Origin of the sequence: Nonomuraea sp. NPDC049141 (genome assembly GCF_040648415.1) — a bacterium.
In the GTDB taxonomy this organism is placed as follows: Bacteria; Actinomycetota; Actinomycetes; order Streptosporangiales; family Streptosporangiaceae; genus Nonomuraea.
In genome coordinates, this window is sequence record NZ_JBEZDR010000002.1 from 775,523 (window position 1) to 791,279 (window position 15,757).

Annotated in this window: 14 protein-coding genes; 6 read left to right on the forward strand and 8 right to left on the reverse strand. The window is 71.6% G+C overall.

Features of this window, described 5'->3' with window-relative positions:
- Positions 1-3 precede the first annotated feature (3 nt).
- The 6 genes from AB0B91_RS08415 (at position 4) to AB0B91_RS08440 (ending at position 6,179) form a co-directional block, all read left to right on the forward strand.
- Positions 4-1,233 carry a spermidine/putrescine ABC transporter substrate-binding protein gene (locus AB0B91_RS08415; RefSeq protein ID WP_358317417.1) on the forward strand — a complete coding sequence of 410 codons (1,230 nt, stop codon included), beginning with the start codon at positions 4-6 and terminating at the stop codon, positions 1,231-1,233.
- 3 nt (positions 1,234-1,236) lie between these two features.
- On the forward strand, positions 1,237-2,088 hold the full coding sequence (locus AB0B91_RS08420; RefSeq protein WP_358317419.1) for an ABC transporter permease: 852 nt from the start codon (positions 1,237-1,239) through the stop codon (positions 2,086-2,088).
- On the forward strand, positions 2,085-2,870 hold the full coding sequence (locus AB0B91_RS08425) for an ABC transporter permease (protein WP_358317421.1): 786 nt from the start codon (positions 2,085-2,087) through the stop codon (positions 2,868-2,870). Before AB0B91_RS08420 ends, AB0B91_RS08425 begins: the two co-directional genes overlap by 4 nt.
- Before the next feature lie 36 nt (positions 2,871-2,906).
- Positions 2,907-4,301, forward strand: coding sequence for an FAD-dependent oxidoreductase (locus AB0B91_RS08430; protein ID WP_358317423.1), 1,395 nt, complete (start codon positions 2,907-2,909; stop codon positions 4,299-4,301).
- A 25-nt stretch (positions 4,302-4,326) separates the two neighbouring features.
- Positions 4,327-5,199 (forward strand): alpha/beta hydrolase, encoded by an 873-nt coding sequence (locus tag AB0B91_RS08435; protein ID WP_358317425.1) that lies wholly within the window; start codon positions 4,327-4,329, stop codon positions 5,197-5,199.
- Between the two features lie 71 nt (positions 5,200-5,270).
- On the forward strand, positions 5,271-6,179 hold the full coding sequence (locus AB0B91_RS08440; protein WP_358317428.1) for a serine hydrolase: 909 nt from the start codon (positions 5,271-5,273) through the stop codon (positions 6,177-6,179).
- A gap of 100 nt (positions 6,180-6,279) precedes the next feature.
- Here AB0B91_RS08440 and AB0B91_RS08445 read toward each other — a convergent pair whose 3' ends face one another.
- From AB0B91_RS08445 to AB0B91_RS08480, 8 genes are all read right to left on the reverse strand, one after another.
- Positions 6,280-7,788 carry an MFS transporter gene (locus AB0B91_RS08445; RefSeq protein ID WP_358317430.1) on the reverse strand — a complete coding sequence of 503 codons (1,509 nt, stop codon included), beginning with the start codon at positions 7,786-7,788 and terminating at the stop codon, positions 6,280-6,282.
- A 35-nt stretch (positions 7,789-7,823) separates the two neighbouring features.
- The gene (locus AB0B91_RS08450) at positions 7,824-10,634 is read right to left on the reverse strand and encodes a BTAD domain-containing putative transcriptional regulator (RefSeq protein WP_358317432.1); all 2,811 of its coding nucleotides are present in this window, start codon (positions 10,632-10,634) and stop codon (positions 7,824-7,826) included.
- Positions 10,635-10,685: 51 nt separating this feature from the next.
- Positions 10,686-11,438 carry an isocitrate lyase/phosphoenolpyruvate mutase family protein gene (locus tag AB0B91_RS08455; protein ID WP_358317434.1) on the reverse strand — a complete coding sequence of 251 codons (753 nt, stop codon included), beginning with the start codon at positions 11,436-11,438 and terminating at the stop codon, positions 10,686-10,688.
- Positions 11,435-12,220 (reverse strand): cytochrome P450, encoded by a 786-nt coding sequence (locus AB0B91_RS08460; RefSeq protein ID WP_358317436.1) that lies wholly within the window; start codon positions 12,218-12,220, stop codon positions 11,435-11,437. The genes AB0B91_RS08455 and AB0B91_RS08460 overlap by 4 nt, the downstream gene beginning before the upstream one ends.
- A 51-nt stretch (positions 12,221-12,271) precedes the next feature.
- Entirely contained in the window at positions 12,272-12,952 is a 681-nt protein-coding gene (locus AB0B91_RS08465; protein ID WP_358317438.1) for a DUF998 domain-containing protein, read from the reverse strand.
- A complete protein-coding gene (locus AB0B91_RS08470) occupies positions 12,949-14,154 on the reverse strand; it encodes a glycosyltransferase (protein ID WP_358317523.1) in 1,206 nt (401 codons plus the stop codon). Before AB0B91_RS08470 ends, AB0B91_RS08465 begins: the two co-directional genes overlap by 4 nt.
- Before the next feature lie 94 nt (positions 14,155-14,248).
- Positions 14,249-15,052, reverse strand: coding sequence for a DMT family transporter (locus AB0B91_RS08475; RefSeq protein ID WP_358317440.1), 804 nt, complete (start codon positions 15,050-15,052; stop codon positions 14,249-14,251).
- A 36-nt stretch (positions 15,053-15,088) separates the two neighbouring features.
- Positions 15,089-15,706: a DedA family protein gene (locus AB0B91_RS08480; RefSeq protein ID WP_358317442.1), complete on the reverse strand. Its 618-nt coding sequence runs from the start codon at positions 15,704-15,706 to the stop codon at positions 15,089-15,091.
- Positions 15,707-15,757 lie beyond the last annotated feature (51 nt).

The window sequence follows — 15,757 nt, forward strand, 5'->3', positions numbered from 1 at the left end:
GCCATGAACCGCTCGCTCAACCCGGCCCTTCTGCGGGGCATGACTCAGGCCCGCACTCGTCGGGACGCCTTCAGGATCGCCGGTCTGTCCGCCGCCGGGCTCGCCCTCGCCGCCTGCGGCGTGCAGGGCAAGAAGGCGGAGGCGCCCAAGACCGACGCCGTCAAGGACTACTGGGCCAAGCAGACCAAGCACGGCCGCGTGGTCTTCGCCAACTGGCCCGAGTACATGCCCGAGGACCAGGCGCCGCTGAAGAAGTTCCAGCAGGCCACCGGCATCTCGTACCAGTACAAAGAGGTCATCAACGAGAACGCCGAGTTCTTCGGCAAGCTCGACCCCGTGCTGAGGGCGGGCCAGTCGTCCGGCTACGACATCGTCGTGATGACCAACGGCATCCAGCTCCAACACATGATCGAGCTGGGCTACGCCACGCCGCTCGACCACTCGAAGATGCCGAACTTCCTGGCCAACGCCGGTGACAAGTACAAGGAACGCAGCTACGACCCCGGCAACGTCTACACGATGCCGTACACGTCGGGCGTGACCGGGATCGCCTACAACACCAAATACGTCGAGGACGACATCAAGAGCATCGGATCGCTCTTCGACTCGAAGTACAAGGGCCGCGTCGGCATGATGAACGACGCCCAGGAGATCGCCAACTTCGGCATGTTCGCCCTGGGCCTCGACCCGGAGAAGTCGACCGAGGCCGACTGGAAGCAGGCCGGGGAGAAGCTCAAGGCCCAACGCGACGCCGGAATCGTCCGGAAATATTACGACCAGAGCTATATCGATGCCGTGTCCAAGGGCGACGTCTGGATCAGCATGGCCTGGTCGGGCGACGTTTTCCAGCGGCAGCTCGCCGGTGAGCCGGTCAAGTTCGTCGTGCCCGAGGAGGGCGGCACGATCTGGACCGACAACATGCTCATCCCCAAGAACGCCGCCAACCCGGTCGACGCGATCACTCTCATGGACTACCTCTACCAGCCGGCCGTCGCCGCCGAGCTGGACGAGTTCATCCAGTACGTCACGCCGGTGCCGGCCGTACAGGATCTGCTGCGCGAGAAGGCCATGAAGGCGACGGGCGAGGGGAAGCAGTCGTTGGAGCAGATGGTCGAGAGCCCGCTGATGTTCCCGTCGGAGGCCGAGTACGCCAAGCTGCGTACCTACGTCAAGCTGAGCACGGCGCAGGAGCAGGTCTTCAACCCGATCTTCCAGTCGATCACGCAGGCGTAGGAGATGAAGCGGCTCACCCCGTATCTGCTGGCGCTGCCGAGCTGGATGTGGCTGGCGATCTTCCTGGTCGTGCCGATGGCCGCCATGGCGTCGGTGTCACTGCAGACGGGCAACGCGATCGACGGCTTCGCCATGACGTTCAGCGTCTCCAACTACTCCGACGCGATCGGCCGTTACAGTACGCAATTCCTGCGCTCCCTCCTGTACGGCGGGCTCGCCACGGTGGCGATGCTGATCATCGGCTACCCCGTGGCGTACTGGATCGCCTTCAAGGGCGGGACACGTAAGTCGGTGTACCTGTTCCTGCTGCTGCTGCCGTTCTTCGTGTCGTTCGTGCTGCGGACGATCTCGTGGGGCTTCCTGCTGGCCGACGACGGCGTCCTGTTCGGCACACTGAAGGGCTGGGGCCTGCTGAACCCCGAGTTCCACGTGCTGGCCACCACGTTCGCGGTGGTGGGCGGACTGACCTACAACTTCCTGCCGTTCATGATCCTGCCGATCTACGTGGCGCTGGAGCGGGTCGATCCGCGGGTCATCGAGGCGGCCTACGACCTGTACGCGACGCGGCTGTCGGCCTTCCGCCGGGTGGTGCTGCCGCTGTCGCTGCCGGGAGTGTTCGCCGGGGTGCTGATGACGTTCGTGCCCGCTACCGCCGACCCGGTCAACGCGCAGATACTCGGCGGCACGTCGAACACGATGATCGGCAACGTCATCCAGACCGAGTATCTGACGAACCTCAACTACCCGACGGCCTCGGCGCTGTCGTTCACGCTGATGGCCGTGCTGCTCGTGGGCATCTTCATCTATGCCAGGGCGCTCGGCACCGAGAACGTCCTAGAGGCGGTGGCGCAATGAGGGGCCGCAGGCTCGGGGACAAGCTGCTGCACGCCTACACCTGGCTGGTCATCGTCTGGCTGTCCTCGCCGATCGCCGTGATGATCCTGTTCGGGTTCAACGACAAGAAGAGCAAGTCGAACACCACCTGGCAGGGTTTCACCCTCAAGTGGTACGGCCGCCTCTTCGACATCTCCGACCTGACCGTCGCGCTGCAGAACTCGCTGGTGATCGCCCTGGTCAGCACGGTCATCACGGTCGTGATCGGCACCATGCTGGGACTGGCCGTCGGCCGCTACCGCTTCCGGGGGCAGGGAGTGACGAACTTCCTGGTCTTCGCCGCGATCTCGACGCCCGAGCTGGTCATGGGGGCGTCGCTGCTGTCGCTGTTCGTCTCGGGCAACGTGCCGCGCGACGCGAACACGATCATCATCTCGCACGTGCTGTTCTCGCTGTCGTTCGTCGTCGTCACCGTACGGGCCAGGGTGATCGTGCTGGACCCGGCGATGGAGGAGGCGGCCAGGGATCTCGGGGCGACCGCCTGGGGGACGTTCCGGCAGGTGACGCTGCCGTCGATCATGCCGGGCGTGCTGGCGGGGGCGATGCTGGCGTTCGCGCTGTCGATCGACGACTACGTGGTGACCAGCTTCGTGAACGGCTCCACCATCACCTTCCCGCTGTGGATCGTGGGGTCGGTCAAGACCGGCATTCCGCCGCAGGTCAACGTCATGGGCACGCTGATCTTCGGCGTCGGTGTGCTGATCGCCATCGCCACTTCGGTCGCGGCACGTCGCCGGGCCTGAAAATCAGAGAACCAACACCGTGGGGAAGTGGAATGTGTGGATCCGCTGAAGGCGCTTGCTGACGCGGAGCGCAAGCCGTACTGGCTGGACAGTCCGGCCAGTCCAGAACCAAGGCCACGGCTCATCGGCGACACCAGCGCCGACCTCGTCGTGGTCGGCGGCGGCTTCACGGGGCTGTGGACCGCCCTGCTGGCCAAGGAGCGCGACCCCGAGCAGGACGTCGTCCTGCTCGAAGGCCGCAGGATCGGCTGGGCGGCCTCCGGCCGCAACGGCGGCTTCTGCATGGCGACCCTCACTCACGGCCTGTCCAACGGCCTCGAACGCTGGCCCGACGAGATCGGCCGCCTCGAACGCCTCGGCGTGGAGAACCTCGACGAGATCGAGCGGACGCTGGAGCGCTACGGCATCGACTGCTCCTTCGAACGCACCGGCGAGCTGAACGTCGCCACCGAGCCGTGGCAGCTCGACGCGCTGAACGAGCACCTCGACCTCATCTCCGACCTCGGCCTCGACTACGTGCCGCTCGACCAGGACCAGGTGCGGGCCGAGGTTAACTCGCCCACCTACCTGGGCGGGCTCTGGGAGCGCAGCGGCTGCGCCATGCTCGACCCCGCGCGGCTGGCCTGGGGGCTGCGCGAGGCCTGCGTCGCGCTCGGCGTCCGGGTCTACGAGCGCAGCCCGGTCCGCTCGCTCGACGACGACGGCGTCACGATCAGCCTGCGCACGCCGCACGGCGTCGCCACCGGCCGCCGCGTCGCGCTCGGCACCGGCGTGTTCCCGCCGCTGCTGCGCTGGCTCAAGCACTTCGTGGTGCCGGTGTACGACTACGCGCTCATGACCGAACCGCTGACCGACGCGCAGCTCGCCGAGCTGGGCTGGCGCAACCGGCAGGGGATAGGCGACGGAGCCAACCAGTTCCACTACTACCGGCTGACCGACGACAACCGGATCCTGTGGGGCGGCTACGACGCCGTCTACTACAACGGCGGCCTGGTCAAGCCGGAGTACGACCAGCGCGACGAGACGTTCGTCAAGCTGGCCGGCCACTTCGCCACCACGTTCCCACAGCTCGCGGAGGTGCGCTTCACGCACCGCTGGGGCGGCGTGATCGACACCTGCAGCCGGTTCAGCGCCTTCTACGGTCAGGCGCACGCCGGCCGGCTGGCCTACGCCGTCGGCTACACCGGCATGGGCGTCGGCGCCACCCGCTTCGGCGCGAACGTCATGCTCGACCTGCTCTCGGGCGAGCGCACCGAGCGGACCGGCCTGCGGATGGTACGGGAGAAGCCGATGCCGTTCCCGCCGGAGCCGGTGCGGTCCGGGGTGATCCAGTTCACCCGGTGGTCGATCGCCCAGGCCGACCAGCACCAGGGCAGGCGCAACCTCTGGCTGCGCGCGCTCGACCGGATGGGTCTCGGCTTCGACTCCTGACCGGCACAGGCGGGATCATGGGGACATGAGGGTTGAGTTCACCGCAGACGGGATCGTGCTGGCAGGGGACCTTCGGGTGCCCGAAGGAGAGGGGCCGAGGCCGGGTCTGGTGTTCACCGGGCCGTTCACCGGAGTGCGTGACCAGGTCACCGGCCTCTACGCGGAGCGGCTGGCCGAGCGGGGCTACGTGACGCTGGCCTTCGACCACCGCAACTGGGGCGAGTCGGGCGGTGAGCCGCGCCGTCACGAGGACCCGCAGGCCAAGCTGGGCGACCTGCGGGCCGCGGTGTCGCTGCTGCGGTCGAGGCCCGAGGTGGACCCGGAGCGGATCGGCGTGGTCGGGATCTGCCTGGGCGGGGGATACGCGCTGCGGTTCGCCGCCTTCGATCCCCGGGTGAAGGTCTTCGCCGGGATCGCCGGGGCGTACAACAACCCCTACGCGATGCGGTCGGGCATGGACTACCAGGCGGCGCTGGCCTCTTTCACCGAGGTGCTGGAGCGGCAGGACCTGGGCGGGCCGGTGGAGTACCTTCCCGTCGTGGCGGAGGAGGGCGAGGCGGCCATGCCCGGCGACGAGCCGTACGCCTATTACGGCGGCGCGCGTGGCGCGTCGGCGACCTGGGCGAACGAGGTCACACGGGCCAGTGTGCGCGAACTGATCACCGTGGACAACATGATGGGCGCCGACTTCCTGTCCCCCAAACCGGCGCTGATCGTGCACGGCGTGGTGGACCGGTTCTGCTCGCCCGAGGGCGCGGAGGAGGCGTTCCGGCGGCTCGACCGGCCCAAGAAGCTCGTCTGGGTCGACGCCAAGCAGCACATCGACCTCTACGACCGCGAGCCGTACGTCACGCAGGCCGTCGACGCGACCGCGGACTTCCTCAGCGAGCACCTGTGATGGGTGTGGCGGGCTGATCCGCCGGGAAGAGACCGATTTATACCCCCGGTGATTTTCCTGGGGGTTTGTAGATGCGTGCGACATTGCAGGTGGGCGCCGCCCTGACAGTGGCCCTGATGGCGGGGTGCGGGGCTGAGCGGCCGCCGGTGCCCGTGGCGGCACGGGTGCCTTGGGTGCGGGTCGAGCGGTGCCTGCTGACCATCCCCGACCCTCGGGCGGGGGCCGCGGCCAGGGCCGAGCTCGTCCGCGACATCGGCCGCTACCTGGCCAGGCAGCCGGGCCGCATCGTGTACGCCGCGCGCGACCGGATCACCGGCATCACCCTCGGCCATGGGGAGCACCAGCACGACATGATCACCGCCAGCGGCGTCAAGGTCGACATCCTGACCGCGCTGCTGCTCCGCCGTGCCCGGCTGGGCGAGGATGAGCGCGACCTGGCCTCACGCATGATCAGGGAGAGCGACAACTCCGCCGCCGACGCGCTGTGGTGGCGGGTCGGGGCGGGGGAGGGGATGAGCGGGTTCTACCGGAAAGTGGGTCTGAGCGAGACGACTCCGGGGCCGAGCCGCTACTGGGGCGGCACCACCACCAGCCCCGCCGACCGCCTGCGGCTGCTGAAGGTGCTGATCGGCGGTGACAAGGGGCTGGGCGCCGATCGAGACCTGGTGCTCGGCCTGATGGGAGACGTCGTGCGCGACCAGGCGTGGGGTGTCAGCGCCGCCGCCCGGCGAGGTGACCGGGTGGCGTTGAAGAACGGCTGGACGCCGCGGCCGTTCATCCACAACACCTGGGCGGTCACGAGTTACGGCCGGATCGTCGGGCCGGGGCGCGATCTGCTGCTGTCGGTCCAGACGGACCAGCAGCCGGGCGAGGGCTCGGGCATCCAGGCCATCGAAGGGCTGGCCCGGATGATCGGCACCCGCCTCGACAGCCTGTCACCGGTCCGGATCAGGCCCTGCGCCGCCGAGCCCACCGCCTGACCGGCCGGGCGCATCGACCTGAGCGGCCGCGTCAATGGCCGGGCGCATCGAGCTGAGCGGCCGCGTCGATGGCCGAGCTCACGGCCTGACCAGGGCCGGGTCAGTGGACCGCGGTCAGCCGCTCCTCGGGGATGACCTTGGGCACGCCACGGAGCCCCACCAGCGCGAGCGCCGCCACCACGGCCAGGATCGCCGAGGTGGACAGCGCCGTGAGGTGCATGGCCTCGACGAATGCGCTCCGGGCCGCCTCGATGACCTGCCCGGCCAGTGCCGGGGGCAGGGTCTCGGCCGTCTGCAGCGCGCCGGCGATCGACTCCCTGGCGGCCTCGCCGGGCACTCCGGCGGGCAGGCGCAGGCCGGCGCTGTAGGAGCTGTTCAGCACGGTGCCCAGGATGGCGATGCCCAGCGCCCCGCCCAGCTCGAACGCCGTCTCCGACACCGCGGCCGCCGCCCCGGCCCGTGCCCTGGGCGCGGTCGCCAGCACGTTGTCGTTGTTGACGGTGAAGGTGAGCCCGACGCCGAGCCCGCCGATCAGCTGCGGAGCGAGCACCGCGAGGAAGCCCGTGTCGAGCCCGAGCAGGCTGTAGGACAGGAAGGCGCCCGCGGTCAGCGCCAGGCCGAGCGCCACGACGCCGTTCCGGCCCAGGAGCCCGATGAGCCGGGCCGCCAGGATGCCGCCGACCGCGCCGCTGAGCCCGCCCGGCAGGGTGGCCAGCCCGGCCTGCAGCGGCGTCCAGCCGAGCACGAGCTGGAAATACCAGGCGAGGATCAGCGTCATGGCCATCATCGCGAAGATCGCCAGCATGTTGGTGCCGATCGACGCGCTGAACGCCCGGTTCCCGAACAGCCGCATGTCGATCAGCGGCTCCGCCAGCCTGGTCTGCCGCCGGACGAACAGCCCCAGGCACGCTATGCCCAGCACCGCCGCCACCGGCACGCCGACGTGCCCGAACCCCTGGTGCGCCGCCTCCTTGATCGCATAGATGCCCGTCACGATGCCGGTGAAGGAGAGCGCCACGCTCGGCAGGTCGATGCGACCGGCGTCGGGGTTGCGCGACTCCGGCAGGACGAGCCGGCCGGCGACCAGCACCAGCACCATGATCGGCACATTGATCAGGAAGACCGAGCCCCACCAGAAGTGGTCGAGCAGCAGCCCGCCGATGACCGGGCCCACGGCGAACCCCACGGCGCTCATCCCGCTCCAGATGCCGATGGCGGCGGTCCGCTCGCCGGGATCGGTGAAGACGTTGCGGATGATCGACAGCGTCGACGGCATGATCGTCGCCGCGGCCACACCGAGCAGCGCCCTGGCCGCGATGAGCAGTTCCGGGCTCGGCGCGTACGCGGTCACCACCGAGGCCGCGCCGAACGCGGCGGCTCCGATGAGCAGCAGGCGCTTGCGGCCGATGCGGTCGCCGAGGTTGCCCATGGTGATGAGCAGGCCCGCGAGCGCGAAGCCGTACATGTCGCCGATCCACAGCAACTGCGTGGCGTTGGCGCCGAGATCGCCGACCAGCCTGGGCAGGGCCAGGTGCAGGACCGTCATGTCGAGCGAGAGAAGGAGGGTGGCCAGGCACGCGACGGCCAGGCAGGACCATTTGCTCTTCATGGTGCCCAGGATGATCAGGGCCGCTGACCGGCCGCCTACCGCCCGCTGACGATCTCCGCGAGGCCGGTCAGCCCGGCCTGGATGCGGGCGCGGACCTCCTCCGAGCTGTACCAGTCGCCGGAGCACTCGGTCAGGGCCTGCTCCATGAGCGCGCGGGCCTCGCCGAGGTCGCCGCGGAGCACCGCCAGCTCGCCCAGCCCGACGTGCGCCCTGGCCAGCGTGTCGCCCGCGCCGATGCGCCGGGCCATCTCGGCGGCCCGCAGATAGCCGGCCCGCGCCTCGTCGAGATCGCCCAGCCGGGCCACGGAGTCCGCGCTCAGGCACAGGCACTCGGCCATGTCGGCCACCGAGCCCAGCTCCTGAGACGTCCGCAGGCCCTGGTCGGCCAGTGCCCGGGAGGCCGCGTAGTCACCCTGCTCGTAGGCCAGCTCGGCGAGCCCGCTCAGCGCCAGCGTGGCGCCCCAGCGCTCGCCGACCGCCTGGAAGTCGGCCAGCGACCGCTCGAACTCGGCTCGGGCCTCGCCGCCCCGGCCCATGATCTGCAGCATGAACGCGACACCGCAGTGCATCAGCGCCTGTGACCAGGGCGGCATGGCGCCGGCGTACTGGGCCATCAGCTTCCTGACGCCCTCGTAGTCGTCCGGCGGGCCGGTGAACATCGGCAGCATCATCGTCAGGAACTCCAGCCGCGTCGACAGGAATTCGGCCGGCAGCAGGCGGCGGAGCGTCTTCAGCCGGGCGCGCAGGTCGTCGCCGGGCCGGCTGCCCCAGGCCGCGACCAGCACGCACAGCGCGTACTCCTCTTGGAGACCCGCGGGCGGGGTCTGTCCCATGCCGGCGATCAGCCCGTCGGCCAGGTCCGCGCTGGTGCCCCGGTGGCCGCGCATCCACCAGTAGCAGGCGGAGTAGGCGAGGATCCGCATGCCCAGCGCCGCCCGGCCGGTCTCGGCCGCCCAGCGTACGGCGGCGGCCAGGTTGCCGCTCTCCTCGTCGAGGCGCGAGAGCCACTCCAGCTGCTCGGCCGTGCGCAGGTGGCCGTCGGCCTCGACGGCCAGCGCCAGGTAGCGGTCGGCGTGCGCCTCGCGCATCGCCTCGGTCTCGCCCGACTCCGCGAGCTGCTCGGCGCAGAACGCCCGGATCGTCTCCAGCATCCGGTAGCGGCCGTCGACGACCTCGACCAGCGACTTCTCCGCCAGCGAGAACAGCACCTCCTCCGGCAGCCCGCACACCCGCTCCGCCGACTCGGGGGTGGCGCCGCCCACGAACACCGTCAGCCGCCTGGCCATCCGCTGCTCGCGCTCGTCCAGCAGGTCCCAGCTCCACGCCACGACCGCGCGGAGCGTCTGGTGCCTGGGCAGGGCCGTACGGCTGCCACGGGCCAGCAACCGGAACCGGTCGTCGAGCCGCGCCGCCACGTCGCCCACCGACATCGTGCGCAGCCGCGCGGCCGCCAGCTCGATCGCGAGCGGCAGCCCGTCGAGCGCCCGGCAGATGCCGGCCACCTGGGCCAGGTTCGTCTCGTCGACCGGCTGCCGGACCGCGGCCGCCCGGTCGGCGAACAGCCGGACGGCGGGGTAGTCGAACGGGTTCGCGGCGTCGGGCGGCGGCAGCCGCAGCGGCGCGACGGGCAGGATGGACTCGCCGGTGATGCCCAGGGCCTCGCGGCTGGTCGCCAGCACGCGCAGCGCGGGGCAGGAGGCCAGCAGCAGGTCGGCCAGCTCGGCCGCGGCGGTGATGAGATGCTCGCAGTTGTCGAGGACCAGCAGCAGCCCGCGGTCGGCGAGCGCGGCGAGCAGGTGGGAGACGGGATCGACGGCCGGGGGGCGGTCGTGGCCGGACAGGCGGGTGTCGCGGAGACCGAGCGCCGCCAGCACCGCCTTCGGCACGTCGGCGGGTTCGGTGACAGGCGCGAGCTGCACGAAGCAGACGTCGCCGGTGGCCTGCTCGGCCGCCTCCAGCGCGAGCCGGGTCTTGCCCGCCCCGCCGGGGCCGATGAGCGTGACCAGCCTGGCCTCCGTGAGCTGGGCGCCGACCTGGCGGAGCTCCTCGGCCCTGCCGACGAAGCTGGTGAGCTGGGCGCGCAGGCCCTGCCTGCTGACGGGCGCCGCGGTGGCCGCCAGCGACGGGTCGGCCCTGAGCACGGCCAGCTGCGCCGCGGCCAGCTCGGCTCCCGGCTCGACGCCCAGTTCCTCGTCGAGGATCCGCCGGGCGTCGTCGTAGGCGGTCAGCGCCTCTGCCTGCCGGCCGCTGCCGTACAGGGCCCGCATGAGCTGCGCCCGCATCCGCTCGCGCAGCGGGTGGGCGGCCGTCAGCCGCCGCAGCTCGGCGACCAGCTCGCGGTGGGCGCCCAGCTCCAGGTCGGCCTGGACGCGGTCCTCGACGGCGGCCAGGCGCAGCTCCTCCAGCCCGGCGGCGGCGGCCTCCGCGTGCGGGGCGTCGGCGAGCGGCGGGCCCTGCCACAGCGCCAGCGCCTCACGCAGCAGCGGAGCCGCTCGGCGGGGGTCGCCGGCGTCGAGAGCCTGCCTGCCGTCACCGGCCAGCCGCTCGAACCGGTGCGCGTCGACGTCCCGCGGGTCGGCCGCCAGCCGGTAGCCCGCCGGGTGGAACTCCACCTGATCCCTGCCCAGCGCCCTGCGCAGCCTCGACACCTGGGCCTGGAGCGCGTTGGCCACGCCCTCGGGCGGCTCGGGGCCGTAAAGACCGGCGGCCAGCCGCTCCGCGCCGACGACCCGGCCCGCGTCGAGCGCCAGCAGGGTGAGCAGCCCCCGCACCCGGGGGCCGCCGAGCACGACCGGCTCGCCGTCCTCGTCCAGCACCCGGGCCGGGCCAAGGATCTCGAAGCGCATGCCTCGATTATCGCGGCCCCAGCGGCCTCGTGACGGCCTCCGCGTGCGCGGCTATCGCGGCTCCGGCAGCATCGCGGCGATCTCCGCGTACGTCGGCGCCGGGGGCGCGGCCTTTCCCTGTACGGCCAGCAGGCTCGACAGCGCCCCGTGCAGCGAGGCCCGGTACAGCAGCGACCCGGTGCTCACCCTGGCGACGCCCGCCTCCGCGAGCTGGGCCAGCGTGGGCCCGTCAGGCAGGTACAGCACGTTGACCGGCAGCGGCGTGCTCGCCACCACCTCGGCGATCTCCCCCAGGTCGCGGAGACCGGGCACGAAGATGCCGTCGGCGTGCCCGTAGGCGCTCACCCGCTCCCGCGTGTCGCCCGTCTTCAGCCAGTGTGTGTCGGTCCTGGCGTTGACGAACACGCCATGGCCCTTGGCCGCCTCGATGATCCGCTGGTGCAGCGCGATCGGCCGCAGCGTGCCGTCGGGCCGGCCGTCCTCCAGGTTGACGCCCGCGACGCCCAGCGACGCCAGCGCCGCGACCAGGTCGGACACCTTCGCAGGGTCGTCGCTGAAACCGCCCTCGATGTCGACGGTGACCAGGACGCCGAGGTCCTTGAGCAGCTCGGCCAGCTCGATCGTCTCCGCCTTGGTGGCGCCCGCGGCGTCCGGCTTGCCGTGTACGGCGGACACGCCGAGGCTGGTGGTGCCGATCGCCGGGAAGCCGTGCGCGGCCAGTACGGCGGCGGACCCGTAGTCCCAGGCGTTGGGCAGCAGCAGCGGGTCGCCCGGCCGGTGCAGGTCACGGAATCGGGTGCTCATCGGGCATCCTCCGGTCGCAGGACCGCTTCCAGCACGCCGGCCGCGAGGGCGAGCGCGTGGGCGGAGGCGGGGCAGGGGCGCACGCCCGAGCCGAACGTCAGGTGGGGCGCCGGACCGCGCGAGACGTCGAACCGCTCGGGCTCGGGGAACACGGCCGGGTCGCGGTTGGCGGCCACCAGGTCGATGGTGACCTCGTCGCCCGTCTGACGGTCGAGCCTGCGGCTGGCCTTGAGCGGCGGATCGTGGCGGAGCGTTTCTCGCAGCAGGCCGTCGATGTCATCGCCGGGTTCGGCGTGGGTGAGCGCGTTCGTGATGAGGCCCGCCGTGGCCGCGTGGGCCTGCAGGAGGATGGTGATGCGGGGGATCGGGTCGCCCTCGCCGGCCAGGAGCTCGACCAGGTCGGCCACCGCGGCGTCGGCCTCGGGCCCCTCCTCGCCTGACAGGTAGCCCGCGGCGGCGGCGGTCACCGCCCCCACCAGCCGCTTCTCGTCGGTGATCCCGAGCGCGGCGCCGAGCACCGCCGTCGGGACGTCCGGCCAGTCGCCGCCCCGCTCCAGCGTCGCCGCCGTGGCGGACTGTCGCAGCGCGGCCGGGTCGAGCGCGGCGAGCCGTTCGGTGACCAGGCGGCGCCGCTCCGCGTGGACCTCGCCGGTGCTGAACCGGGACACCTGGGCGCGGAGCCAGGGGAGCGTCCCGGCCGGCGCGTCCTGACGCACCGGAGGCGGCACGTACCTGGTGTCCGACAGCACCGCGACGGCTTCGGCATGGCGTGTGATGAGCATGGACCCACGCTAGGTCCGAATCCCTTCGACGCCGGGCGAAGTGTCGGCGCGTCAGGCCGCCAGGCGTTCGGGGCTCTCGGCTGGAGCGGGTACCACGGGGCGGACCGCGGTCCGCCGTTCGACGACGGTCATGGCCATGCACACGACCAGCGCGATCTCGGCCAGCACCACGCCGCGTTCCAGCAGCCCGTAGTAGGAGGCGCCGCCGATCAGCGGCGAGGTGAAGGAGGCCGGGTGCGCGGCCAGGTAGGCGGCCAGCGCCACGGCCGAGGTCACGCTGAGCGCCCTGACCCGGTTCCACTTCGGCAGGGGCACGCGGCCCCTGGCCAGGATCCAGCCGGCCACGGGCAGGGTGGTGAAGACGACGGCCGAGGACCAGCGGTGGATCTCGCCCGGCAGCGTGCCGATCGCCGCGTTGCCCGGATCGGTGGGGAAGACCGCGCTCAGCATCAGCCCGGCCGCGCCGGCCAGCAGCAGCACCCGGGTGGCCGCGCTGCGGGCGGGCTCGCGGGCCGCCAGGCCGTACGCGAGGGACACGCAGGACCAGGCCAGGGCGAGCATGCCGATCAGTACGGGCATCATTCCGCCGGGGACCAGCGCGTAGTCGCTCAGCAGCGGCTGGCCGGGCAGTGCGATCTGCGCGTAGGCGAGCGCGGCGGCGGCGATCACCGCGCCGGTCACCGCGCTCACCACCGGCGCCACGCCGCGACCGGGGACTTCCATCTGGGTCATCGCGTCACCTCGTCATAGATCTTCTCGAAGCGGGCCAGGGAGGTCTGGTGGTCGTGCGTGAGGGCGAGGTCGCGGCTCGCCTTGCCCAGGCGGGCGCACAGGTCCTCGTCGGTGAGGATGGAGGTCATGTGGCGGGCCAGCGACATGACGTCGCCCGGCTCGAACAGGTAGCCGTTGCCGTTCACCAGGTGCGGCAGCGCCATGGCGTCGGCCGCGACCACGGGCAGCCCGCTGGCCATGGCCTCCAGGGTCGCGATGCTCTGCAGCTCGGCGACGCCCGGCATGGCGAACAGGTCGGCCGCGGCGAACGCCTGCGGCATGTTCTCGTCGGGCACGAAGCCGAGGAAGAACACCCGGTCGCCGACCCCGATGCGGTCGGCCAGCCGCTGCAGTTCCGCCCGCTGGTTGCCCTGCCCGACGAGCGCGATCTGCGCCTCGGTGTCGTTGAGCACGAACGGCAGCGCGCGTACGAGCTCGTCGATGCGCTTCTCCTCGTCCAGGCGGCCGACGAACAGGGCGGTGGGCCGGTCGGGCAGGTCGAACAGCTTGCGGGCCCATGCCTTGGGCTCGGCGTGCGGGTGGAAGCGGGTCAGGTCGATGCCGCAGGACACCGACTCCACCTCGCGGGCGAAGCCCTGGTCGGCCAGCAGTTTGGCGGCCAGCGGGGTGGGCGTGGTGATGTGGTCCGCGCGGTTGAAGACGCGGCTGAAGTCGCGCCAGGCCAGCTGCCCGGCCTTCTGCCTGAGCCGGTCGGGGATGTGGCCGAACTGGAAGAGGTTGTCGGGCATGAAGTGGTTGGTGGCCACGATGGGCACCCGGCGGCGGCGGGCGGCGGCGATGGCGGCCCTGCCGACCACGAAGTGGCCCTGGGTGTGCAGCACGTCGGGTTCGATGGCGGTCAGCAGCCAGTCCAGCCGGGTGGGGACGGTGACCCGCATGCTGGGGTGGACCAGGAGCGGCGCGGAGCGCAGCCGGTGCACCACCACGTCGTCGACCACCTCGGCCGTGGCCGGGCCCTGGTCCGACTGACAGACGACGTGTACCTCGTTGCCGCGCGCGGCAAGACCGGTGGCCAGACGATAGGTGAAGACGGCGGCGCCGTTGACATCGGGCGGGTAGGTGTCGGTGGAGATCAGGATGCGGCGCGGGCGCCTGGGGAGGGGCGCGAGCTCGGTGGGGTCGGGGGCGGTGCGCAGGGGCATGGCCATGACAGGGACTCCAGTCGAAAGTGTGGACGCTGACCGGCTGGGGAGGGCCGGGGGCGGGGGTTGAGTAGGGGATCTGGCGGCGGGCAGGTCAGTGGCGCGCCTCCAGCGGGGTGGTGCGGGCCAGCGCGAGGGTGCCCGCCGCGGTCAGCGCCGCCGCCGCGATGGGGACCAGCCCGCTCGGCAGCGGCTCGCCCAGCAGCAGTGCGCCGAAGGCGACCGCGGTGAGCGGGTCCGCGATCTGCAGCGAGGCGAAGGAGACGCCGAAGTGGCCGACGGCGTAGGCCCGCTGGAGCATCATCAGCGCCAGCAGCGCGGGCACCGGCAGCGCCAGCAAGTACCACCAGTTCCAGGAGCCGTCGACCAGCGCCCGCATGAGCGTGGCCGTGGCGCCGTACAGCACGCCCGCACTGGTGGCCAGCAGCGCCGCCCGGCCCGCCGGGGAGGCGATCTTCGAGCCCGCCCAGAGCAGCACCGACGCGACGCCGGCGACCGCCAGCAGCGTCAGCACGCCGTTCGGGCTCAGGTACGTCGGGCCTTCCGACTCGGGCACCAGCAGGACCAGGCCGATCAGCCCGGCCGCCACCAGGCCCGCGGCGGACAGCTCCTTGCGGGTGGGCCTGCGGCCGTGCAGCGCGGCGGCGATCGGCAGCGCGAAGAGCAGGCTGGCCACCCCCATCGGCTGCACCACGGTCAGCGGGCCCAGGCCCAGGGCGACGACGTGCAGGCCGCCGCCGGACAGGATCGACAGGCCGCCGAGCAGCCAGCGCGGCCTCCGCAACAGCGTGAGCAGGGTGGGCTTGGCCGTACCAGCCGCTTCGAACTGCTGAAGCGCGGCGCCGAGCGCGAAGAACAGCGAACCGACCAGGGCGATAACAGCGGCCAGGACAGTCATGCCCACTCCTCTCAAACAGATGGTTACCGGGCGAGGTCAAACAGACGTGTCCACCGGAAGGCGCTCCGGGGAAGCCTGGGTGGCGCGTCGCTTCCGCGACCACCGGACGGCCTCGACGACACCGGTGATGGACAGTGCGATGCCCAGACCGAGCAGCAGGCCCTTGATCGGGTCGTTCTCGAACGCCATCCCGCCGAAGAAGCCGATCAGGCCGGAGTACACGGCCCACGAGGAGGCGGCGATCGCGTCGAAGAAGGTGAAGGAACGCAGCGGATGGCGTACGGCGCCCATGGTCAGCGTGGTCGCCGTGCGCCCGCCGGGGATGTAGCGGGCGACCACCAGGACCATCCCGCCGCGCTCGGCCAGCGCGTTCGCGGCCCACACGAACGCCTTGCGGTCGCGCAGCCGGCCGCCGGACTTCTTGCCGATGAGGTAGGAGACGTGGTCACCCGCGAAGGCGCCCAGCGCGGCCACCACGATCACCAGCGCCAGATTCGTCTGCCCGGACGCCGCGAACACCGCGGCGGTGATCACCGAGGTCTCCGCCGGAACGACCGGGAAGAACCCGTCCAGCAGTGCCAGCGCGAACAGCGCCAGGTACAGCCAAGGCGACGACATCATCTGCTGGACCAGGTCCAGAATGGCGTGCGACATTGCGTGTACTCCGATCGTTGGGGCGCCTTCACAGCGTGTCGGTGTGAGGTG

What these genes read in the sequence shown, in the direction of transcription:
- AB0B91_RS08415 (WP_358317417.1), top strand. Translation starts at nt 4, where the DNA reads ATGAACCGCTCGCTCAACCCGGCCCTTCTGCGGGGCATGACTCAGGCC.
- AB0B91_RS08420 (WP_358317419.1), top strand. Translation starts at nt 1,237, where the DNA reads ATGAAGCGGCTCACCCCGTATCTGCTGGCGCTGCCGAGCTGGATGTGG.
- AB0B91_RS08425 (WP_358317421.1), top strand. Translation starts at nt 2,085, where the DNA reads ATGAGGGGCCGCAGGCTCGGGGACAAGCTGCTGCACGCCTACACCTGG.
- AB0B91_RS08435 (WP_358317425.1), top strand. Translation starts at nt 4,327, where the DNA reads ATGAGGGTTGAGTTCACCGCAGACGGGATCGTGCTGGCAGGGGACCTT.
- AB0B91_RS08440 (WP_358317428.1), top strand. Translation starts at nt 5,271, where the DNA reads ATGCGTGCGACATTGCAGGTGGGCGCCGCCCTGACAGTGGCCCTGATG.
- AB0B91_RS08445 (WP_358317430.1), bottom strand. Translation starts at nt 7,788, where the DNA reads ATGAAGAGCAAATGGTCCTGCCTGGCCGTCGCGTGCCTGGCCACCCTC.
- AB0B91_RS08450 (WP_358317432.1), bottom strand. Translation starts at nt 10,634, where the DNA reads ATGCGCTTCGAGATCCTTGGCCCGGCCCGGGTGCTGGACGAGGACGGC.
- AB0B91_RS08455 (WP_358317434.1), bottom strand. Translation starts at nt 11,438, where the DNA reads ATGAGCACCCGATTCCGTGACCTGCACCGGCCGGGCGACCCGCTGCTG.
- AB0B91_RS08460 (WP_358317436.1), bottom strand. Translation starts at nt 12,220, where the DNA reads ATGCTCATCACACGCCATGCCGAAGCCGTCGCGGTGCTGTCGGACACC.
- AB0B91_RS08465 (WP_358317438.1), bottom strand. Translation starts at nt 12,952, where the DNA reads ATGACCCAGATGGAAGTCCCCGGTCGCGGCGTGGCGCCGGTGGTGAGC.
- AB0B91_RS08470 (WP_358317523.1), bottom strand. Translation starts at nt 14,154, where the DNA reads ATGCCCCTGCGCACCGCCCCCGACCCCACCGAGCTCGCGCCCCTCCCC.
- AB0B91_RS08475 (WP_358317440.1), bottom strand. Translation starts at nt 15,052, where the DNA reads ATGACTGTCCTGGCCGCTGTTATCGCCCTGGTCGGTTCGCTGTTCTTC.
- AB0B91_RS08480 (WP_358317442.1), bottom strand. Translation starts at nt 15,706, where the DNA reads ATGTCGCACGCCATTCTGGACCTGGTCCAGCAGATGATGTCGTCGCCT.